Origin of the sequence: Vreelandella aquamarina, from assembly GCF_020075495.1 — a bacterium.
Taxonomy (GTDB): domain Bacteria; phylum Pseudomonadota; class Gammaproteobacteria; order Pseudomonadales; family Halomonadaceae; genus Vreelandella; species Vreelandella aquamarina_A.
Map to the genome: position 1 here is coordinate 185805 of NZ_JABYQT010000001.1, position 22124 is coordinate 207928.

The window sequence follows — 22124 nt, forward strand, 5'->3', positions numbered from 1 at the left end:
AGGCTCTTTTATCATGAATGGGCCGTCAGCAGGGGAAAGCGCAGCGTCCAGCACAGCCCGCCCAGCGTCGCGCTGGAGGCTTCAAGCGTGGCGCCGTGAGCACTCACCAGGGCGCTGGCAATGGAGAGCCCGAGGCCGCTGCCGCCGCTGGCCCGATTGCGGGAGCCCTCGACGCGATAAAGGCGCTCGGTAAGCCGTGAAAGCTCACTTTCAGGCACGCCCGGGGCGCTGTCCTGCCAGGTAATCACCGCCTGCTGCTCCTCGATACCCAGCGTCACCTGGAGCGTGCCGGGGGCATCGGTATAAGCACAGCTGTTATCCAGCAGGTTGTTCCATAGCTGGTGCAGACGCTGGGCATCGCCTCTTATCATCACATCAGGCGCAATCCGTGTGACAAGCGCAAGGCCGCTTTCATTCAGCCAGCGATCGGCGTCTTCCAGGCGGCTTGCCAGGCTGGCGCTCAGGTTCATCGGCGCTAGATGAATATCCAGAGCGCCGGCATCGCTTTGCGACAGCAGGCGTAGATCGGCCACCAGATGCTCGAGCTGGGCGACTTCCTGGGCCAGCGAACCCAAGTTTTCCTGATTCAGCGGACGAATGCCATCCTGCATTGCCTCGATCTCGCCGCGCAGCACGGCCAGAGGCGTGCGCAGCTCGTGGGCGGTATCGGATACCCAGCGTGCCCGGGCATCGCGGTTGGCTTCAAGGGTCGCGGACAGCACATTGAAGTCCCGCGCGAGTCTTGCCAGTTCGTCCCGGCCGCGCTCGGGCAGGCGGGTATGGTAGTTGCCCTGGGTCAGGCGTCTGGTCGCCACCGCCAGAGCGCGGGTACGCCGACTCAGCCACCAGGAGAGCCCGGCGGCCAGCAGCAGCGAGGCCAGGCCGATCGAGATGACGATGATCACCAGGTTGCGCTGCTGGAGCTCCAGAAAACGGTTCTCCATGCGTTCCATCATCTGCTGCGGCGGACGAAACCCCAGCGAACCGATGGCTTCGCGGTTGCTGTAGAGCGTAAGCCAGCGCCAGTCGCCGGACCCTGTGCGGCCATTACGGGGCGGCACGACGAACTCACCCCCCGGTGCGCGCAGGGCAAAATCCTGCGCTTCGCCAAGCGGGGAGGGGCGCTCGCGATGCTCCTGGCCCAGCTCGAAGCGCACGATATGCGGCCAGCGTTCGGGATTCTGCTCGAGCCAGCGCCAGTTGCCCTGGGTTTCCCAGCGGGTGATCAGGCCGTCGGCCAGCAGCATGGCGCGGCGCTCCTGAGCCTGGTTCAGGTAGTCGATGAACCCGCGGTCGATACTGTAGGACACGGCCAGGAACATGCTGGCGGAAATGGCCACGTTGACACTCAGGATCGCGGCGAAGAGTTTCAGCCCCAGCCGTGAAGGCCGCCATCTGATCAGGGGGATCGTCATCAGACTGTACCCTCCTGATGAGGTCTTGACGGCATGCTCCTCCGTTCGCGCCAGTTCTCCATGCCCAGATACAGGCAGGGCACCAGAATCAGCAGAATGACGGTGGCGAAGATCATGCCAAAGCCCAGCGAAATGGCCATGGGAATCATGAAGCGCGCCTGACGCGAGGTTTCCAGAATCATCGGCGCCAGCCCCAGGAAGGTGGTCAGCGTGGTCATCATGATCGGCCGCAGCCGGCGGGTAGCGGCGGCCACGATGGCCTCACGCGGTGCCATGCCTTCACGCCGCTTGCGGTTGGCGTAGTCGATCAGCACCAGGGCATCGTTGATCACCACCCCGGAGAGCGCGAGCATGCCCAGCAGGCTGATGATCGAAAGCCCGAAGCCCATGATCATGTGGCCCACCACGGCCCCCACGATACCAAAGGGGATGGCGGCGAGTACCAGCAGGGGCTGCAGATAGCTTCTGAACGGAATGGCCAGCAGCGCGTACAGGGCGGCCAGCATCAGCCACATGGCGGTGCGCAGCGAGGCCAGGTTGTCGGCGGTATCCTGCTGGCGGCCGCCCAGGCTGACCTCGAGTCCCGGCCAGGTATTGGTCAGCGTGGGGAAGACGTCTTCCTGCAGCGTGGCAAGCACCTGATTGATGGTCTGGTCGCCCTCGGAGTCGGCGGTAACGGTGATGATACGTCGGCCGTCGATACGCTCGAGGCTGCTGGAAGCCTGGCTCAGAGTAATATCGGCCACGCGGGAGAGCGGCACGCTCAACCCCTCCGGGGTGCGTACCGGCAGGCGGTAAAGCTCGTTCAAGCTATCGCGGTCGGCTTCGGGCAGGCGCACTTCCACGCTGATCTCGCTGCGCCCGATGAACTGCTCCACCGCCGTGGCGCCCTGAAGCGGCCCGCGCAGGGCCTGGGCCAGGTCGCTGCCGGTAAGACCCAGCGCGCGGCCTTCCGCCGAAAGGCGCATTTCCAGCTGGGGCTTACCATCGCCAATGCCACTGTCGATGTCGGTCAGGCCGTATTCGCCAAGTACCTCGGCCAGGCGCGCCGCGGCGGCTTCCAGCACCTGGGTGTTGGGGTGTGAAAGGCGCAGGTTCAGGGCGGCGCCACTGCCGGGGCCACCAAAGTCGGACTCGAAGCGCACCGACTGGGCACCCACCAGATCGCCGGTAATCTCGCGCCATTCACGGGCAATGCGTGATGGCGGCCATGCCTCCAGGCTTTCGCGGGCAATATCCAGGCGTACTTCGAGACTTTCGCCATCCAGGCGGCTGCGTGTGCTGCTGAACGAAAGGCTCTCTTCGCGCTCGCTCAACTGCTCGGCGGCCCCCAGAAGCTGCTGGCTCAGTTCCCGACTGACACTGATATTGGTGCCAATCGGCAATGTCACGGCGGCCTGGACCTGGTCGGACTCGGCCCGCGGCATGAGCGAGAACCCGAGTCGCCCGCTCATCGCCCAGGACAAGGCGACGAGCAGCACCGCCACGCCCAGCGCGATGCTCAGCAGGCGCTGGTCGAGGGCGCGCTGCAAAAACGGCTCGAACCGGCGGTAGGTAAAGTGGTGCAGCCCGCCCTGCAGGCGCTGGCGCAGCGCTTCAAGCGGTTTCTGCCAGGCCGGGGTTTCACGCGGCTTGCGGCTGTGGGCCAGGTGGGCGGGCAGGATGAACAGCGCTTCGGCCCAGGAGATCAGGAAAACCGTAATCACCACCACCGGCACCGTGGCAAACAGCATGCCCAGAAAGCCCGGCAGGAACAGCAGCGGCAGAAATGCCACGATGTTGGAAAGAATGGCAAAGGTGAGCGGGGTGGCGATTTCGCTGGCGCCCTTGACTGCCGCATCGCGCAGCGAGTAGCCCTCTTCACGGTAGCTGTAGATGTTCTCGCCCACCATGATCGCATCGTCCACCACGATGCCGAGTGCGATGATAAAGGCAAACATCGACATCATGTTCAGCGATACGCCGATCCAGGGCAGAAACAGCATGGCGCCCAGAAAGGCGGTCGGGATGCCCAGGGTTACCCAGAAGGCCAGGCGTGCTTCCAGAAACAGCGCCATCAGCACCAGTACCAGCGCCAGGCCCATCCAGGCGTTCTTGAGCAGCAGGCTCAGGCGATCTTCATATACCTTGGAGCTGTCGCGGGCGACATCCAGGCTGACCCCAGGGGGCAGGCCTGCGCGCAGCCTGTCGAGTTCGCCATATACTGCCTGCGAGATACTGGTCGGTGTCTGATGGCCAATCTGGTAGATGTTCACCGAAAGCCCCGGCTCACCGTTGTAGAACTCCTCACGGTCGGTTTCTGCAAAGCCGTCGCTGACGCGAGCGATATCGCCAAGCAGCACCGGCGTGCCCTGAGCAGTGATGAGAATGGGCAGCTCGGCGAACTCGGCGGCACTGTTGCGCCGGCCCTGGTAGCGAATCAGCCATTCGCCTTCGGCGGTGGTGAGCTGGCCGCTGGCCAGGTCCAGCGCCTCGGCGCCAATCCGGCTGGCCAGCTCCTGATGGTCGAGCCCGTAGCGTTCGATGGCCTCTTCATCCAGGTGCACCTGAATTTCACGCTCGCGGTTGCCCGAAAGCTCGGCCCGCGAGATGCCTGGCGCGGCCTGAAGCTCGGCACGTACATCTTCGGCAGCGTCGTGAAGCGCGGCCAGCCCCACCGCGCCGTAGACCTGCAGGCTGACCACGCTGCGCGAGCGGCCCGCCAGGGTGAAGCGGGGCGGGTCGGCAGCATTGGGCAGGGTAGTAATCGCATTGACGGCCTGCTGGATATCCTGATAAACGCGCATCACGTCCACACCATCGATCAGCGTGGCGCTGACCATGCCACTGCCTTCGCCGGCGCTCGAGGTCAGCTCGTCGATCCCCTCGACGTTGGAAATCGCCGCCTCGACGGGCAGCAGCAGGCTCTGCTCGACATCTTCCGGCGTGGCGCCCGGGTAGCTGATGGAGACCTGGACGATCTCGATCTCGAACTCGGGAAAGACCTCTTTCTTGATTGCAAGCGATGCCATGAGACCGCCCACGATAAACAGCGCCATCAAGAGATTGGGCGCCACCCCATGATCGATCATCCAGGCGATAGGGCCACGGCGCATCAGTTGCTCTCCCTGTCGCTTGCCGGCGTGTCACCGCGCGTGCGCACGCGTACCTGCTGCCCTTCGCGGGGCTGGGCAAGCCCGGAAATAACGACCCGCTGGCCGGCTTCCAGGCCGCTGCGTATCAGCGCTTGGTCCTCGCCGCGGTAGGCAAGCGTTACCGTGGTGCTGTGCAGGCGATCCTCGTCATCCACCCACCAGACGCGCTCGCCGGGGCGCAGGGCCGCCGAGGGCAGGGCGATCAGCGCTTCCTGGGCCTGGGTTTCAAACGCCACGCGCATCACATCGCCCAGACGCAGTGCCGGGCCGTCGTTTTCCAGCGCCAGCGGGTCGTTGACGGCAATCAGCAGCTGCGCCTGTAGCCCGTTCTCTTCCAGATTGGGCAGAATCGATACCAGGGTGCCCATGCGACTCCCTCCCTCCGGCCAGCCCCGGCTGGTCAGCGTGACCGGGTTTCCAGGCTCCAGCCACTCAAGCGCCTCGCCGGGCAGCGATGCGCGCACCCAGAACTGCTCGACGCCTACCAGATTCAAAAGCTCCGTGCCCTGGCTCAGCAGGCTGCCGGCGCCTACCAGGCGCTCCTGCACCATCGCTTTCCAGGGCGCGGTCAGGGTGGCCCGCTCGAGGTTCAGCGCCGCCTGGTCGCGGACCACGCGTGCCTGGGTGAGCTGAGCCTGGGCCTGGCGCAACTGCGGCTCGCGCAGCACCAGCGAGCGCCGCTCGGCGGAGAGCTGCCGGCCAAAGGACTCGTACTCGCTGCGCGCGCGCTGCTGTTCGGCATTTTCCAAAGCCAACTGTGCCTCGGCATTGCTGAGCTGCGCTTCAGCGTCTTCCAGCGCCAGACGCAGGTCGGCCTGGTCGATGTAGGCGAGCGGTGCGCCTTGCTCGACTACCTGACCTGGCAGAACCCCCTCGCCGAAGCGCTCGAGCTGGCCCGCCACCCGGCTGGCCAGCATGGCCTGCTGCTCGGCCTCGACTCGGCCAAAACCGCTCAAGGTGGGTGATTGAGGGCGCCGTTCGAGTGCGATGACATCGACCACCGGTGGGGTGGGGGCTGGCGGCGGACGGCGTTCGATTCGCGGCGGCTGAGTGATGATCCACCAGGCACACGCCAGGCCCACCACCATCACCAGCAGCGCAGCCACGCTACCCAGACGGACACGGCCTTGCTGAGCCGAAGGCGAAGAGTCAATAGATTTCATCAACACGGATATCCGTTGTGAGAACAAAAAGGGAAGCAGCAAAAATTCCGGCAAAGAACGCGTATCATGCTAGCATCACGCATCGGGTCGCAGCGATTGGGCAAGCATTATGAAAAGAGCGTGCAACCCTTCGCCAGCCGACCCGGCTAGTCATTTTAGCCGCGTAACCCGTCACTGATGGAATAACTGCCGCCCGATGAGTCTTGTGCAAGCCCATGAAAAACACCGCCACCCGCGATAGGCTGATTGATACTGGTGCCGAATTGATTACCCAGCAAGGGTATAACGCCACGGGCATCAATGCCGTACTTAACGCCTGCGGCGTCCCGAAAGGCTCGTTTTATCATTACTTCTCCAGCAAGGAGGACTTTGGGCTGGCGGTGATCGAGCGCTTTGCCGACGACTACGACGCACGCCTGGCCGTGCTGCTCGAAGACCCGGCGATCCCCCCGCTCGAGCGCCTGAAACACTACTTTGCCACCGGCCGCGCCTATATGCGCGAGTGCGACCACGCCACCGGCTGCCTGATCGGTAACCTGGGCCAGGAGCTGGCCGGGCAGAGCGATCGTTTCAGGCAGGCGCTCGATCACACGTTCCAGCGCTGGGAGGCGCGGTTTGCCCACTGCCTGAGTGCCGCCCAGGCACAGGGCGCCATCAGCTCTGCACACGATGCCCAACAATTGGCAAGCTTTATCCTTTCCGGTTGGGAAGGCGCCATTCTACGCGCCAAGACGTTGAAGTCAGTCGCGCCCATGGACGTGTTCGAGACGCTGCTGTTCCAGCAGGTTCTTGCCCCACCCGCCGACTGAGTGGCCTTTATGAAAATGACGTAGACTGTTGGCCTGCGCTTACCCATCCCCGGCCAGGAGATCGTCATGTTTAGCGGCTATGAAAAACACACCCGCCATGTCAACGGCGTCGAGATCGCTTTTCGCCAGGGCGGCAGTGGCCCGGCGCTACTGCTGCTTCATGGCCACCCGCAGACTCACGTCATCTGGCACAAGGTCGCGGAAACGCTTGCCCGGCACTTCACCGTGATTGCCGCCGACCTGCGCGGGTACGGCGACAGCGCCAAACCCGATGACGACCCTGAGCACCTGAATTACGCCAAGCGTACCATGGCCACCGACATGGCCGAGCTGATGGAGGCGCTTGGTTTTGCGCGCTTCAAGGTGCTGGCCCATGACCGCGGCGCCCGCGTGGCCCATCGGCTGGGGGTGGATTATGCCAAGCGCGTCGAGCGCATGGTGCTGCTGGATATTGCGCCGACCCTTGCCATGTATCGCGGCACCACCGACGCCTTTGCACGTAGCTACTGGCACTGGTTCTTTCTGATCCGCCCCCAGCCGCTGCCGGAAATATTGATCAAGAGCGACCCCGCCCAGTACCTGAACAGCGTCATGGGAGCGCGCAGCGCAGGCATGGCGCCGTTCACACAAGAAGCCCTGGCCGAGTACGAGCGGTGTCTGGCGCTGCCCGGCACTGCAACCGGCATCTGCGGCGACTATCGCGCCAGTGCCACGATTGACCTGATTCATGACCAGGCCGATATCGATGCTGACGTAAAGCTCACCTGCCCGTTGAAAGTGATGTGGGGTGCTGAAGGCGCGATTGAAACCTGCTTTGATGCACTGAGCGAATGGCGCAAGGTGGCACCTCAGGTGGAAGGCAAAGCGCTGCCTTGCGGCCACTATATCCCCGAGGAAATCCCAGAGGTACTGCTAGACGAAGCTCTTCCGTTTCTGCTCGGCGCTGAATGAGCATCTAACGAGACTTACCAAGACGAAGCGGGTGAAAAACTGGATAATGGGCGCCAATTCGCCCGCTGCCCGGCATGAAAGGGCAGGGCACACTCATTGCTCCGGATGCCCGCTTTATGGAAATCAAGGTCAACTATCTCGACAACCTCCGCCTGGAGGCCAAATTCGACGACTTCACGGTCATCTCCGACCAGCCGATCCGCTACAAGGGCGACGGCTCCGCACCGGGGCCGTTCGACTACTTTCTGGCCTCGTCGGCCATGTGCGCAGCCTACTTCGTGAAGGTGTACTGCAACGCGCGTAATATCCCGACCGAGAACATTCGTCTTTCCCAGAACAACATCGTTGACCCGGAAGACCGCTACAAGCAGATCTTCAAGATCCAGGTGGAGCTTCCCGAAGACATCTCCGAGAAGGATCGCCAGGGCATCCTGCGCTCCATCGACCGCTGCACGGTCAAGAAGGTGGTGCAGACCGGCCCGGAGTTTCAGATCGAGGTGGTCGAGAACATCGACGAGGACGCCCAGGCGCTGCTGATGGGCGCCCCCGAAGGTGGCGAAACCTATATCGAGGGCAAGGATGCGCCGCTGGAGGAGACCATCGCCCGCATGAGCGGGATTCTCGCGGACCTCGGCATGAAGATCGAGATCGCCTCCTGGCGCAATATCGTGCCCCACGTGTGGTCGCTGCACATTCGCGATGCAGCCTCGCCCATGTGCTTCACCAACGGCAAGGGCGCCACCAAGGAGAGCGCGCTGTGCTCGGCGCTGGGCGAGTTCATCGAGCGTCTGTCCTGCAACTTCTTTTACAACGATCAGTTCTTCGGCGAAGAGATCGCGAATGCCGATTTCGTGCACTACCCCAACGAGAAGTGGTTCAAGCCGGGGCCAAACGATGAGCTGCCCGAGGAAATCCTCGACGAGCACACGCTTGCGATCTACAACCCGGAAGGCGAGCTTTCAGGCTCGAACCTGATCGATACCAACTCCGGCAACGAGGCCCGCGGCATCGTTTCCCTGCCGTTCGTGCGCCAATCCGACGGCGAGACGGTCTACTTCCCCTCGAACCTGATCGAGAATCTTTTCCTGAGCAACGGCATGAGCGCGGGCAACACCCTGGTGGAAGCCCAGGTGCAGTGCCTGTCGGAAATCTTCGAGCGGGCGGTGAAGCGCGAGATTCTGGAGCAGGAGCTTGCGCTTCCGGACGTGCCGCAGGATGTGCTGGCGAAATACCCGGGCATTGTCGAAGGCATCAAGGCGCTGGAAGATCAGGGCTTTCCGGTACTGGTGAAGGATGCCTCCATGGGCGGTCAGTTCCCGGTGATGTGCGTGACGCTGATGAACCCGCGCACCGGGGGCGTGTTTGCCTCCTTCGGCGCCCACCCGAGCTTCGAGGTGGCGCTGGAGCGAAGCCTGACCGAACTCTTGCAGGGGCGAAGCTTCGAAGGCCTGAACGATTTGCCGCTGCCCACCTTCAACTCGCAGACGGTGTCCGAGCCCAACAACTTCGTCGAGCACTTCATCGACTCCGTCGGCGTGGTCTCTTGGCGTTTCTTCAGCGCCAAGGCGGATTTCGAGTTCAGCGAGTGGGATTTTTCCGGCACCAACGAGGAAGAGGCCGAGACGCTGTTCGGCATTTTCGAGGAGCTCGGCGCCGAGGTGTACATGGCCGTGCACGAGGATCTCGGCGCGCCGGTGTGCCGCATTCTGGTGCCGGGCTACTCCGAGGTGTACCCGATCGAGGACCTGATCTGGGACAACACCAATAAAGCGCTCGACTACCGCGCGGATATCCTCAACCTGCACCGCCTGGAGGACGACCAGTTGCTCGATCTGGTCGAGCGGTTGGAGGAGAGCCAGATGGACGACCACGCCGATATCATCACCCTGATCGGCATCGAGTTCGACGAGAACACCGTCTGGGGCCAGCTCACCATCCTGGAACTCAAGCTTCTGATCTATCTGGCGCTTGGCCGTCATGAAGAAGCGCTGGACTGTGTGCAGATGTTCTTGCAGTACAACGACAACACCGTCGAGCGCGGCCTGTTCTACCAGGCCGTCAACGCGGCGCTGGAGATTGCCCTCGATGACGAGCTTGAAATCGACGACTACCTGCCCAACTTCCAGCGCATGTTCGGTGAGAAGACCATGGACGCGGTCGTGGGCTCGGTGGAGGGCACGGTGCGCTTTTTTGGCCTCACACCCACCAATATGCAGCTCGAGGGTCTGGAGCGTCACCAGCGTTTGATCGAAAGCTACAAGAAACTTCACGCCGCCCGCGCGCGTCGGGCCTCTTGAACCCCTATTCATTGACCGGAAATGCCATGACTTCGATGAGACTGACTTCGATTGCCGCCGCCCTGACCCTCGTCTCCGGCGCAAGCCTGGCCCAGAGCTCCGAGCAGAGCCAGGCGGAGGTACGCAAGCTCTACAGCGGGCGCATGATGCCCGACGAGCAGGTCGAGCTTTCCCGCCACATCGACCGGCTGTTCCCGACCCGCACGGTGAAGGCGGCGGCCGAGCCGCACCCGTTCGGCGCGCGCGAGGCCTCGCTCGAGGATTTCTCGCTCACCCATGAGGGCGTGACCTACGATATTTACGACTTCATGGCACTCAACCGGGTGAGCGGCCTGATGGCGGTGCACGACAACGACGTGGTGTTCGAGCAGTACGCTCTGGGCAACACGGCGGATACGCCCTGGATGTCGATGTCGATCGCCAAGTCCGTCTCCTCGACGCTCATTGGCGCCGCGCTCAACGACGGCTTCATCGAAAGCCTGGATGACGCCGTCAGCAAGTACGTGCCCGAGCTCGAGGGCAGCGTGTACGACGATGTCACCGTCGAGCAGATCCTGCTCATGGCCTCCGGCGTTGCCTGGGACGAAACCTACGCCGACGAAAGCTCCCAGCGTCGCCAGATGCTCGAAGTGCAGCTCGAGCAGCGCCCCGGCGCGCTTCTGGAGTTCATGGGGAGTCTCGAGCGCGCCGCCGAGCCGGGCACGGTGTGGAACTACAGCACCGGCGAAACCCAGCTACTCTCGGCGATCATCAACGGGGCGGTGGGCAAGAGTGCCTCCGAGTACCTGTCCGAGAAGATCTGGTCAGGCTACGGCATGGAGACGGACGCCAGGTGGTGGCTCGACAGTGAAGACGGCCAGGAGATCGGCGGCAGCGGCCTTCTGATCACGCTGCGCGACTACGCCCGCTTTGGCCAGTTCGTGCTCGAGGAGTACCACACGCCCAACGTGCTGCCCGAAGGCTGGGTGGCGGAGTCGGCGCGGCCTCACGAGATCGGTGGTGAAGAGGTCGAGTACGGTTACTCCTGGTGGCCGGAAGGCGAGGGTGCGTTCTCGGCAGTGGGTATCTTTGGCCAGTGGATCTTCATCGACCCGGACAACGACATGGTGATCGCCATGACCGGCGCCCAGCCCAAGGCCGAAGCCTTCGAGATCGTCCCGGTCACCGAGTTCTTCCACGCCCTTAGCGATCACCTGGCCGGCGAACGAGCTAGTCAGTAAACGATCAACCAAAGAACCAGTAGCACACGCCGATCGCCGTGATCACCCCCGCGGCGTCGGCGAACAGCGCGCAGCCCAGGCCGTGGCGAATGCGGGTAATGCCGATGGCGCCGAAGAAGCGTGACGGTAAAGCTCACGTCTTCCTTCGCGCCTTCGATGAAGGCGTTGTACACCTTCACGCCGCGTTCCGGCCACCAGAAAGAGCATGACGATGCTGAACAGCGTCATGGTGCCCAAAAAGCACCAGGGTGATATCCACGCTCACCTTGGCCATATCGAAAAGCGACTGCATCAGGCGCGCGAACACGTGGCCGTCGCTGCCTATCAGCCACAGCCAGAGCGCGCTGGCAAAGGCGGCGATGACTCTGAAGAGGTAAACAAAACGTGGCGGTCATCCTGCAGAATTTGTGCGCCTGCCACAGTAGCGGTGCGCCAACGATTGATGCGATGCTAATGAGATGAAACGTTCGTATTACCGACAGGAGAGCGGCCGTGTTTATTACTGAACAGCAGCTGGAAGGTCAGCATATTATTCTCGAACATCTGCATTCAGGGCATATTGAGCCGCTACAGCAGGCAGTTGCCGAAGGTGAGGCATGGAAAATCTGGTACGCAAATGTACCTCATCCTGATGATATGGCCGCGTATGTGGAAAGTGCGATGGAGGGTGCAAAGAAGGGAGAGGTAGCCTACGCCGTCCGCCATAAAGCGAGTGGTGACATTGTCGGCACCACGCGGTTTTATCAGGTCGATGCTGCCAATCGGCGCGCCATGCTCGGCTATACGTGGTATTCGCAGTCGGTTCGGCGCACCGCCGTGAACACCGAGTGCAAGTATCTTATGCTGCAGAACCTGTTCGAGGCATCGAACGCGGTAGCCTGCGAGTTTCGCACCCACTTCTTCAACCAGGCCTCGCGCACGGCGATCGAGCGCCTGGGCGCCAAGCAGGACGGCATCTTGCGTAGTCACCAGATCATGCGTGATGGCTCGCTGCGCGATACCGTCGTGTATTCGATCATCGAAGCCGAATGGCCGGCGGTGCGCATGCACCTGGAAAGCAAGCTTGAGAGCTACCTGTCACCGTGATTCGGGCCGCGGTTTCCCCGTTTCAGAACAAGAAAGCCCCTCGCGCGAAGGCGCCAGGGGCTTTTTTAGCTAGCTTCGAGTGAACAAACGCGCGCCTAAAGCGCCCTTGCCGGGCGCAGCAGCAGCACCGCCAGCGGCGGCAGCGTCAGTTCAAGACTGGCGCTCTGGCCGTGCAGCGGCGCGTCCCTGGCGGTGAGTTGGCCCAGATTGCCCATGTTCGAGCCGCCGTAGCACTCGGCGTCGCTGTTGAAGCGCTCCTCCCAGCGACCGGCCTGGGGTACGCCGAGGCGGTAACCCTCGCGGGGGATGGGCGTGAGGTTCGCTACCACCAGCAGCGGCTCGCCGGCGGCACTCCAGCGCAGCCAGGCAAACACGCTATTGGTGTTGTCGTTGCCCACTACCCAGGTAAAACCCTGCGGTTCGCTGTCGCATTCGTGCAGCTCGGGCAGTTCCCGGTAGCAGCGGTTGAGATCCCCAAGAAGCCGGTGGATACCGGCGTGACGGGGCTCATCGAGCAGCGACCAGTCGAGTTCGCGGTCGTGGCTCCACTCGCGCCACTGGGCGAACTCACCGCCCATGAACAGAAGCTTCTTGCCCGGCTGTGACCACATGAGCGCCAGATAGGCGCGCAGGTTGGCGAATTGCTGCCATTCGTCGCCGGGCATCTTGCCGATCAGCGAGCCCTTGCCGTGTACCACCTCGTCGTGGGAAATCGGCAGCACGTAGCGCTCCGAGAACGCGTATACCATGGGAAAGGTCATTTCATGGTGGGCGTGGGAGCGGTAGATCGGGTCCTTGGCGATGTAGGTCAGGGTGTCGTGCATCCAGCCCATGTTCCACTTGTAGGCAAACCCCAGCCCGCCTTCTGCGGTCGGCTGGGTCACCCCCGGCCAGGCCGTGGACTCCTCGGCAATCACGAGGGTGCCGGGGGCCTCCTCATTGACCACGTCATTGAGATGGCGCAAAAAATCGATCGCCTCCAGATTTTCCTGGCCGCCGTGGCGGTTGGGAATCCACTCGCCTTCCTTGCGCGAGTAGTTGCGGTAGAGCATGGAGGCCACCGCATCCACGCGCAGGGCATCGACATGGAAATGCTTCAGCCAGAAAAGCGCCGAGGCCAGCATGAAGCCGTGCACCTCGCGCCGGCCCAGGTTGTAGATGTAGGTGTTCCAGTCCTGATGAAACCCCTCGAAAGGGTGTTCGTACTCGTAAAGCGCCGTGCCGTCAAAGCGTGCCAGACCGTGGGGGTCGGTGGGGAAGTGCGCCGGCACCCAGTCAAGAATCACGCCAAGCCCCGCGCGGTGGCACTCATCGACGAAGTAGGCGAAGTCGGCGGGTGTGCCGAAGCGGGCGCTGGGGGCAAACTGGCCCAGCGGCTGGTAGCCCCAGGAGCCGCCGAAGGGGTGCTCCATGATGGGCAGAAGCTCTACGTGGGTGAAACCCAGATCGAGCACGTAGGGAATCAGGTGCTCGGCAAGGTTCCGCCAGCTGTAGAGCTCGCCGTGGTCGCCGCCGTGGCGGCGCCAGGAGGCCGCATGTACTTCATAAATGCTCATGGGGCGAGAGGGGGCGTGCGCCTTTGCCCGCGTTGCGATCCATTCGTCATCATGCCAGGTAAACGGTGTGGTGTCGGCGACCACCGAGGCGGTGGAGGGCGGGGCTTCGGTGGCCAGCGCCACCGGGTCTGCGCGTCGGCCGAGCGTGCCCTGGGCTTCCAGAATCTCGTATTGATACGCCTCGCCCGGGCCAAGGCGGGGAACGAACAGCTCCCACACCCCGGCCGGGTGACGCAGGCGCATGACGTGGCGTCGACCATCCCAGCTGTTGAAATGGCCCACCACCGAGACGCGGCGAGCGTTGGGCGCCCAGACCGCAAAGCGCACACCCTGAACGCCCTCGACCGTCAGGGGCTGGGCGCCCAGGCAGTGCCCCAGATTACGGTGATTGCCTTCGCCCAGCAGGTAGAGATCCATCTCACCCAGCAGCAGGCCGAAGCTGTAGGGGTCTTCGGTGATCTGCTCGCCCTGGGGCCAGCGGATGTGCAACTGGTAGGGGGCGGCGTGGGGCAGCCTTGCCGCAAACAGGCCGGGAATCTGGAGGCCCGTCAAACAGCAGCGCACGCTACCGTCACGGTCCAGCACGTCCACGCCAATGGCGCCGGGCAGAAAGGCGCGCAGGTAGTCGCCCTGTTCATCGCTGTGGATACCCAATACCGAGAAGGGGTCGCGGTGGGTGCCTTCGATGAGGGCATCGGCGTCGTCTTCACTCAGCCATAGGGTGCGGTCCAGCACGGGCCGGGTAGCGGTAATGTCATTCATGTGACTCTCCTGGGCTTGGCTGGTCGACGATGGCCGCCAGGCCGCGCAGCGGCACGCCCAGCCAGGCCGGGCGGTTGGCGGCTTCGTAGGCGATCTCGTAGGCGGTCTTTTCGAGCACGAACAGGTCGACCGCCGCCGCGGCGCCGTTGGCTTTCTTCCACTCATGGGGAAGTTCCTGCGTTGCCTGCCAGTAGGCATTCAAGAACACCTGGCGCCCTCTGAGCAGGTACTGCTCCACCACGTCATGGCCCTTGTGGGAAGTCTCTGCCTCATGGTGCCCTCCCTGGGCCTCTTCGATCTTGGCGTAGGCGTAATCGAAGGAGCGCAGCATGCCGGCCACATCACGCAGCGGGCTGTCCTTGGCGCGGCGCTCATCAAGTGGCCGTGCCGGTTCACCCTCGAAATCGATGATATAGGCATCGTCGTGGGCCACCAGCACCTGACCCAAATGCAGATCGCCATGAATACGCGTGATCAGGCTGCCCTCGGCCAGGGTCGCCATGTAGTCGATGGAGGCGAGCAGCTTGTCGCGCTGGGCCAGAACGGTGTCGGCGATTGCCTGCTCGGCGGCATCCGCGGCACCCAGGTGGCGCTCGAGCAGATCCAGCGCCTCTTCGACGCGCTGGCGCACGCGTGCTTTCCAGTGCGCCGTGTGGGAAGGGCCGGCCACTTCGCTTGCAAACGCCGGGTCATCGGTGGGCAGTGCCAGCACCATGTGCAGCTCGCCAAGCCTTTGGCCCAGGGTAGCGGCGAAGGCTTCCAGCTCGTCGAACGCGCCGTAGCGCGACTTGCCCGGGGGGGCGTTTGACTGCTCGTCTTCCAGGGCCTCGCGGATCGCGCGCTCGAGCGTGGTGCGGGTCCACGACCAGGCATCGCCCTGGTTATCGATGAAACCCTGCAGAATCATCAGGGTCTGGGGCGTGCCCTGCTCATCGAGCTGGGTCACTTCGCCAAGCAGCGGCGCGGTGTTGATATAGCCTCGCTCGGTCAGATAGCGACCGATCTCTGCCTCCGGGTGAATGCCGGGCTCCAGGCGCCGAAACAGCTTGAGCACCAATTGATGGTTGATCACCACGGAGCTGTTGGACTGCTCCGCGCCCTGCTGGGCAATGTCGGGGCGCTCGGGCAGCGTCAGCTCGACGAGCTCGGGGGTAGGCGTGAAGTGGATGGCGCCTCTTGCGCCTGGCAGCACCGTGGCCTGGCGCAGGGCGTCAAGCACGGCCAGGGTAAAGGCGTCCAGGGTCAGCGCATCGGTGAGCAAGCCCACTTCATGGAAGCGGCGTACCCGCGCCATGGCAAGCTGCTGGGCAAGGGGGCTGCTCTGCTCGTCCTCGGCCAAAAATGCCAACGGTAATTGATAGCGCTCGTGGCCCTGGGCATGGGTGATCTCCAGTTCGCCAAGCAGCAGGGTATGGCCGCTGTGCTCGAGACTTGCCAGTGAATGCAGCGTGATCTCCTCGACGCGCGCCTGCTTGGCCGCAAACCAGCGCCGCTTGGTCAGGTAGTGCGGCAAGGTCTCGCGCTCGAGCAGCTGCCTCGACTCGCCTTGGAAAATTTCCTCTAGGCGTTTCTTGATGATCAGGGTGACGAAATCCGGCATCGGCTCGGGGGTCGGCGTATGCCACTCGGGCATGGCGGTCGCCGGGGCCAAGAGGAACCAGAAAAACCCGTAGGGCGGAAGGGTGAGCAGGTAGCTCAACTGGCCCACCGGCGGAAAGGCGCTGCCCCCGACCATTTCCACCGGCACCTGGCCTGCAAAGGCGGAAAGATCGAGCTCGACGGCCTGGGCGGTACTGGCCACGTTGGCCACGCACAGCAGGGTTTCGGTGTCGCCGTTGTCCAGGGTCATCTCACGCAGGTAGGCGAGGATGTGTCGGTTGGTCGGATAGAGCGGGCGCAGGGTGCCGCGACTGAAGGCGCGGTGCTGGCTGCGTACCGCCAGCAGGCGGCGCATGTTGTTCAACAGCGAATGGGCGTCGCGCACCTGGGCCTCGACGTTGACCGTCTGGTAGCCGTAGAGCGGATCCATCACCGGCGGCAGCACAAGGCTTGCCGGGTCGGCGCGGGAGAAGCCGCCGTTGCGATCCACCGACCACTGCATGGGCGTGCGCACGCCGTCGCGGTCGCCAAGATAAATGTTGTCGCCCATGCCGATCTCGTCGCCGTAATAGAGCACAGGTGTGCCCGGCATCGACAGCAGCAGGCTGTTGAGCAGCTCGATACGCCGCCGGTCGCGTTCCAGAAGCGGTGCCAGGCGGCGGCGAATCCCCAGGTTGATGCGCGCCCGGCGGTCGGAGGCGTAGTGGTTCCACAGGTAATCGCGCTCCTTGTCGGTGACCATCTCGAGGGTCAGCTCGTCGTGGTTGCGCAAGAAGATCGCCCACTGGCAGTTGGCGGGAATTTCCGGCGTCTGGCGCAGGATATCGGTGATCGGAAAGCGATCTTCCTGGGCCAGTGCCATGTACATGCGTGGCATCAAGGGGAAGTGAAACGCCATGTGGCACTCGTCGCCATCGCCGAAGTAGGGGCGGGTGTCCTCGGGCCACTGGTTGGCCTCGGCGAGCAGCATGCGGTCCGGGTAGCGCTCATCGAGCACCGCGCGGATCTTCTTGAGCACCACGTGGGTTTCCGGCAGGTTTTCGTTGTTGGTGCCTTCGCGCTCGACCAGGTACGGAATGGCGTCCAGGCGCAGGCCATCGACCCCCATGTCCAGCCAGTACTCCATGACCTTGAGAATCTCGTCGAGGACCACGGGGTTGTCGAAGTTGAGATCCGGCTGGTGGGAGTAGAAGCGGTGCCAGAAGTAGGCGCCGGCCACCGGATCCCAGGTCCAGTTGGAGGATTCGGTATCCAGAAAGATGATCCGCGTGCCGGCGTAGGCCTGGTCGGTGTCCGACCAGACGTAGAAGTCCCGCTCCGGTGAGCCGGCCGGTGCGTGACGGGCGCGCTGAAACCACTCGTGCTGGTCGGAGGTATGGTTGATGACCAGCTCGGTAATCACGCGCAGCCCGCGCTGGTGCGCCTCCTGAATGAAGCGCTTGGCGTCATCCAGGGTGCCGTAGTCGGGGCTGACGCCGGTGTATTCGGCGATATCGTAGCCGTCATCGCGCCGCGGTGACGGGTAGAACGGCAGTAGCCAGATCGTATTGACGCCGAGGCTGACGATATAGTCGAGCTTCTGAATCAGGCCCTTGAAATCGCCGATCCCGTCGTCGTTGGCGTCAAAGAACGATTTGACGTGGACCTGATAGATCACGGCGTCCTTGTACCAGAGTGGGTCGTCGAGGAAATCCATCGCTTCGACGGCGTGCGTTTCGCTGCTGGCATCCATCATTGGCTTGCCCTCCCTGTTTTCATCGGTGTGTCCACATTGACTCACATGGGGTTGCGTCGAACCCCGTTCGAATAATCCGCCAGCCCGGTCAGAAAGCGGGGTGCAGACGCCAGATGGCGAACGGCAGCGCGCCGGGGTCGAGGCGCAACGACTGCCATTTACCGTGCCAGGCCCAGCGCCTGCCGCTCATCAAGTCTTCGACCTGCAGTGACGCCTGGTCGGTGAGATCCCAAAGCGCCATCGGCAGCTCGAAAGCGCCTTCCTGAGGCTCGAAAGGGTCCAGGTTGACGGCCACCAGAATGACGTTGTCCAGCGCTTCGGTATGCTTGCTGAAAAGCAGCACACGGTCGTTGTGAACGCGGTGGACGACGAGGTTCAGATGCGTATGCAGGGCCGGGTTTTCGCGCCGAATCCGGTTGAGCTGGGTAATCTCGTGGACGATATTGCCGGGCGTACGATAGTCCCGAGGGCGAATCTCGTATTTTTCAGAGTCGAGATACTCCTCCTTGCCCGGCACCGGGGCGCCTTCGCACAGCTCGAACCCCGAGTACATGCCCCATAGCCCGGAACCCATGGTGGCGAGTGCCGCACGCAGCAGAAAGCCGGGGCGCCCGGAGGACTGCAGAAAGTAGGGGTTGATATCCGGCGTATTGACGAAGAAGTTGGGACGGTAGCCGTCGCGCAGCGGCGCTTCGTTCAACTGGGTAAAGTATTCGGTCAGCTCGGCCTTGGTATGGCGCCAGGTGAAGTAGGTGTAGCTCTGGTTGAAGCCGAGCTTGCCCAGGCGCAGCATCATGGCCGGGCGGGTAAAGGCTTCCGCCAGAAACATCACCTCGGGGTCACGGGCTCGGATGTCGGCAATCAGCCACTCCCAGAAGGGCAGCGGCTTGGTGTGCGGATTATCGACGCGAAAGATCTTCACGCCTTCATCGACCCAGCCCTGGACCACGTCACGCAGCTCGCACCAGAGGGCCGGCATGGCCTCCTCGGTGTAGAAATCGACGTTGACGATGTCCTGATACTTCTTGGGCGGGTTCTCGGCGTAGCGAATCGAGCCGTCGGGCCGCCAGGAGAACCAGCCCGGGTGCTCCTTGAGCCACGGGTGGTCCGGCGAGCACTGGATGGCGAAATCCAGCGCGATCTCCAGGCCGTGCCGGCTTGCCGCACGCACCAGTTCGCGAAAGTCCTCGCGGGTGCCGAGTTCAGGATGAATGGCCTCGTGGCCGCCGTCGGCGCTGCCGATGGCGTAGGGGCTGCCCGGATCACTCGGCCCGGCTTCCAGACTGTTGTTGGGCCCCTTGCGATGGGCGCGCCCGATCGGATGAATCGGCGGGAAATAGAGAACGTCAAAGCCCATGTCACGAATCATGGGCAGGCGGCGGTGAACGTCCTTGAACGTACCGTGACGGCGGGGGTCATCGGTTTCCGAACGGGGGAACAGTTCGTACCAGCTGGCAAAGCGCGCCTTGAGCCGCTCCACCTCCAGGGGGTAGCGGGTATCGCTTCGGGTCAGGTGCGGGCGGGTATCCGCCTCCTGCATCAGCCGGGCGGTGTCGGCATCCAGCAGCAGGGCAACGCGCTCGGCCTCCTGCTCGGTCGTTTGAAACTGCGCATGGACGTCTTGCAAGGCGTCCTGCAGTGCGCCTTCGCTGCGCCTGGCGGCGCGCTCGATCAGACGCCGACCTTCTTCGAGTTCGAGCCCCACCGCCACGCCCGCCTGATGCTTTTTGGAAAGCTCGTAGCGGTAGGTGGCATAAACATCCCACCAGGCGTCGATGACGAACGTGTGGCGCCCTAATCGGCGCGGCGTGAAGTGGCCTTCCCATACATCGAGACCGAGCGGTTTGCTCAACTGCATGGGCTCGCGCTGCTCACGGCCTTCATCATCCTGCCAGCAGATCGCCGCGGCGAGTACATCGTGGCCATCGGCGAAGATCGTGGCCTTGACCAGCACCGGCTCATCGACCACCGCCTTGGCCGCGAAGCGCCCCTGGTCGAGAGACGGGCTGACGGCTTCGATAGCGATACGTGGAGCCTCGAGGGCGGCCTGGATATCGCCTTGCGCCGGGTCGGTCCCCGGCGCTGGGTAGACAGTTGAACTCATCGCATGCTTCTCCTTGCAACGCAAAACCTGGCGCTTGTCGTTGCGCCGCTGAGGGTCAAACGCTGTCATCCGCCTGTTGAACCAACTCCAGCAGGGCCAGCGACCGGCCCTCCATGGCGTACTCTTCACCAAAGGCGCGCGGTGAGGACGTATCCTTCAGGGTCTGGCTGGTGTCGAGGCGACATCGCCAGCCGCTGCCGCTGGGCGCTTCGGGTAGCTGGAAGGCCACCGCATCGTGGTGGGCATTTAGAATCAAGAGCAGGGTGTCATCGGCCCCGGCCTTTCGGATGCCCGAAGGCTGGGCGCGGCCATCGAGCAGCAGGCCCAGGGTGCGCGCCTCGGGGTCTTCCCAGCGCCCGACATCCATTTCGTTGCCGTCCGGGGCAAGCCAGGTCACTTCCTTGAGGCCCATCTCCTCGTTGTAGTCACCGGAGAGAAAGCGCCCCCGGCGCAGGATGGGGTAGCGTAGCCGCAGCGCATTGACCCGGCGGACGTACTCGATCATCGCGTGGCCATCACCATCCAGGTTCCAGTCCAGCCAGCTGATCTCGTTGTCCTGGCAGTAGGCGTTGTTGTTGCCCTGCTGAGTGCGCAGGAGCTCGTCGCCGGCCAGCAGCATGGGCGTGCCTTGAGAAAACAGCGTGGTGGCGATCAGGTTGCGGATCTGGCGCAGGCGCAGCGCCTGGATGTCGGGGTCGTCGCTGGGGCCTTCCTCGCCGTGGTTCCAGGAGAGGTTATGGCTGTGGCCATCCTGATTGTTCTCGCCGTTGGCTTCGTTGTGCTTGTCGTCGTAGGCCACCAGATCAAACAGGGTGTAGCCGTCGTGGGCGGTGACGAAGTTGACCGAGGCAAACGGGCGTCGACCGCGGCGATTGAAGAAATCCGCCGAGCCCATGAGTCGTGTGGCAAGCGTCGGCAGTTGCCCTTCATCGCCCCGCCAGAAAGCGCGCACGGTATCGCGAAACTGGTCGTTCCACTCCGCCCAGCCCGGTGGAAACCCGCCCACCTGATAGCCGCCGGGGCCGCAGTCCCAGGGTTCGGCAATCAGCTTGACCTGGCCAAGCACCGGGTCCTGGCGACAGGAGTCGAGAAAGCCGCCGCCTTCATCGAACCCGTGAGGCTCGCGTCCGAGAATGGTCGCCAGGTCGAAGCGGAAACCGTCGACGCGCATTTCGGTGGCCCAGTAGCGCAGCGAATCGGTGACCATCTGCAGCACACGCTGGTGGCTCAGGTTCAAAGTGTTGCCGGTGCCGGTATCGTCGATGTAGTAGCGCGGCTCCTCGGGCATCAGCCGGTAGTAGGAGGCGTTGTCGATACCCTTGAGCGAAAGCGTCGGGCCGAGCTCGTTGCCTTCGGCGGTATGGTTGTAGACCACGTCCAGGATGACTTCCAGGTCGGCGGCATGGAAACGCGCGACCATTTCCTTGAATTCGTTGATGTTGTCGCCGAAAAGATAGGGCGAATGCGGGGCGAAGAACCCCAGGGTGTTGTAGCCCCAGTAGTTGTGCAGGCCCAGCTCCTGCAGGCGCTGGTCATCGACAAAGGCGTGGATGGGCAGAAGCTCGACCGACGACACCCCCAGCGAGCGAATATACTCGACGACATCGTTGACCATCAGGCCCGCAAAGGTGCCGCGCAGCGCCTCGGGCACCGAGGGGTGGCGCATGGTATAGCCGCGCACGTGGGTCTCGTAGACCACGGTGCGGTCCCAGGGGCGCTGTACCCCTTGAGAGCGGCCCCAGGTAAAGGCCGGGTCGACCACCCGGCAGCGCGGCATGAACGGTGCGCTGTCGCGCTCGTCGAAGCTCAAATCGGCGTCGGCATGGCCGATGGTGTAACCAAACAGCGCCTCGTCCCATTTGATCTCGCCGACGATCTGCTTGGCGTAAGGGTCGAGCAAGAGCTTGTGATGATTGAAGCGGTGGCCCTGTTCGGGGGCGTAGGGGCCATGGACCCGGTAACCGTAGAGCTGGCCCGGTCGCGCGTCCGGCAGATAACCGTGCCACACCTCGTCGGTATATTCGGGCAGTTCGATGCGTTCGAGCTCGTGCTCGCCGGTATCGTCGAACAGGCACAGCTCGACCCGAGTGGCGTGCGCCGAGAAGAGCGCAAAATTCACGCCCAGCCCATCCCAGGTGGCGCCGAGGGGGAACGAGGAGCCTTCATGAACGCGCGAACGCCGCATGACGCTGGGTGATTCATCCGGGGCAACGGAATCGCTGCTGTCCCGCCGATCTTGGCTTGTATTCATTACCTTCATCCTTGAGCTGTTCGGCCATTCGATTGGGGGCTA

General features: G+C 63.4%; 12 protein-coding genes. 5 read left to right on the forward strand and 7 right to left on the reverse strand.

From position 1 onward, the window contains the following. Positions 1-11 precede the first annotated feature (11 nt). From HW452_RS00900 to HW452_RS00910, 3 genes are read right to left on the reverse strand one after another with little or no spacing between them, the layout of a single operon-like run. Positions 12-1415 (reverse strand): ATP-binding protein, encoded by a 1404-nt coding sequence (locus tag HW452_RS00900; RefSeq protein ID WP_224104218.1) that lies wholly within the window; start codon positions 1413-1415, stop codon positions 12-14. Next, a complete protein-coding gene (locus HW452_RS00905) occupies positions 1415-4510 on the reverse strand; it encodes an efflux RND transporter permease subunit (RefSeq protein WP_224104219.1) in 3096 nt (1031 codons plus the stop codon). The genes HW452_RS00900 and HW452_RS00905 overlap by 1 nt, the downstream gene beginning before the upstream one ends. Next, the gene (locus tag HW452_RS00910) at positions 4510-5712 is read right to left on the reverse strand and encodes an efflux RND transporter periplasmic adaptor subunit (RefSeq protein WP_224104220.1); all 1203 of its coding nucleotides are present in this window, start codon (positions 5710-5712) and stop codon (positions 4510-4512) included. The genes HW452_RS00905 and HW452_RS00910 overlap by 1 nt, the downstream gene beginning before the upstream one ends. Positions 5713-5927: 215 nt before the next feature. On the opposite strand from HW452_RS00910, the gene HW452_RS00915 reads away from it, so the two are divergent. The 5 genes from HW452_RS00915 (at position 5928) to HW452_RS00935 (ending at position 12075) form a co-directional block, all read left to right on the forward strand. Further along, entirely contained in the window at positions 5928-6521 is a 594-nt protein-coding gene (locus HW452_RS00915) for a TetR/AcrR family transcriptional regulator (RefSeq protein ID WP_224104221.1), read from the forward strand. A gap of 66 nt (positions 6522-6587) precedes the next feature. Continuing rightward, entirely contained in the window at positions 6588-7472 is an 885-nt protein-coding gene (locus HW452_RS00920; protein ID WP_224104222.1) for an alpha/beta fold hydrolase, read from the forward strand. A 116-nt stretch (positions 7473-7588) separates the two neighbouring features. Continuing rightward, on the forward strand, positions 7589-9769 hold the full coding sequence (locus HW452_RS00925) for an OsmC domain/YcaO domain-containing protein (RefSeq protein WP_224104223.1): 2181 nt from the start codon (positions 7589-7591) through the stop codon (positions 9767-9769). Positions 9770-9795: 26 nt separating this feature from the next. Continuing rightward, positions 9796-10989, forward strand: a complete 1194-nt coding sequence (locus HW452_RS00930) for a serine hydrolase domain-containing protein (protein ID WP_224104224.1) — start codon at positions 9796-9798, stop codon at positions 10987-10989. 492 nt (positions 10990-11481) lie between these two features. Next, positions 11482-12075 (forward strand): GNAT family N-acetyltransferase, encoded by a 594-nt coding sequence (locus tag HW452_RS00935; protein WP_224104225.1) that lies wholly within the window; start codon positions 11482-11484, stop codon positions 12073-12075. Between the two features lie 95 nt (positions 12076-12170). Here HW452_RS00935 and glgB read toward each other — a convergent pair whose 3' ends face one another. The 4 genes from glgB to glgX all read right to left on the reverse strand — a co-directional run bounded on the left by glgB (position 12171) and on the right by glgX (position 22082). Continuing rightward, positions 12171-14393, reverse strand: coding sequence for a 1,4-alpha-glucan branching protein GlgB (gene glgB, locus HW452_RS00940; RefSeq protein ID WP_224104226.1), 2223 nt, complete (start codon positions 14391-14393; stop codon positions 12171-12173). Beyond that, positions 14386-17727 (reverse strand): maltose alpha-D-glucosyltransferase, encoded by a 3342-nt coding sequence (gene treS / locus HW452_RS00945; protein ID WP_224104227.1) that lies wholly within the window; start codon positions 17725-17727, stop codon positions 14386-14388. The genes glgB and treS overlap by 8 nt, the downstream gene beginning before the upstream one ends. Before the next feature lie 88 nt (positions 17728-17815). After that, a complete protein-coding gene (locus tag HW452_RS00950; protein WP_224104228.1) occupies positions 17816-19831 on the reverse strand; it encodes an alpha-1,4-glucan--maltose-1-phosphate maltosyltransferase in 2016 nt (671 codons plus the stop codon). Between the two features lie 55 nt (positions 19832-19886). Continuing rightward, the gene (gene glgX, locus HW452_RS00955; protein ID WP_224104229.1) at positions 19887-22082 is read right to left on the reverse strand and encodes a glycogen debranching protein GlgX; all 2196 of its coding nucleotides are present in this window, start codon (positions 22080-22082) and stop codon (positions 19887-19889) included. Positions 22083-22124 lie beyond the last annotated feature (42 nt).

Coding starts and splice junctions, on each gene's coding strand:
- HW452_RS00900 (WP_224104218.1), bottom strand. CDS start 1,415: ATGACGATCCCCCTGATCAGATGGCGGCCTTCACGGCTGGGGCTGAAA.
- HW452_RS00905 (WP_224104219.1), bottom strand. CDS start 4,510: ATGCGCCGTGGCCCTATCGCCTGGATGATCGATCATGGGGTGGCGCCC.
- HW452_RS00910 (WP_224104220.1), bottom strand. CDS start 5,712: ATGAAATCTATTGACTCTTCGCCTTCGGCTCAGCAAGGCCGTGTCCGT.
- HW452_RS00915 (WP_224104221.1), top strand. CDS start 5,928: ATGAAAAACACCGCCACCCGCGATAGGCTGATTGATACTGGTGCCGAA.
- HW452_RS00920 (WP_224104222.1), top strand. CDS start 6,588: ATGTTTAGCGGCTATGAAAAACACACCCGCCATGTCAACGGCGTCGAG.
- HW452_RS00925 (WP_224104223.1), top strand. CDS start 7,589: ATGGAAATCAAGGTCAACTATCTCGACAACCTCCGCCTGGAGGCCAAA.
- HW452_RS00930 (WP_224104224.1), top strand. CDS start 9,796: ATGACTTCGATGAGACTGACTTCGATTGCCGCCGCCCTGACCCTCGTC.
- glgB (WP_224104226.1), bottom strand. CDS start 14,393: ATGAATGACATTACCGCTACCCGGCCCGTGCTGGACCGCACCCTATGG.
- treS (WP_224104227.1), bottom strand. CDS start 17,727: ATGATGGATGCCAGCAGCGAAACGCACGCCGTCGAAGCGATGGATTTC.
- HW452_RS00950 (WP_224104228.1), bottom strand. CDS start 19,831: ATGAGTTCAACTGTCTACCCAGCGCCGGGGACCGACCCGGCGCAAGGC.
- glgX (WP_224104229.1), bottom strand. CDS start 22,082: ATGAATACAAGCCAAGATCGGCGGGACAGCAGCGATTCCGTTGCCCCG.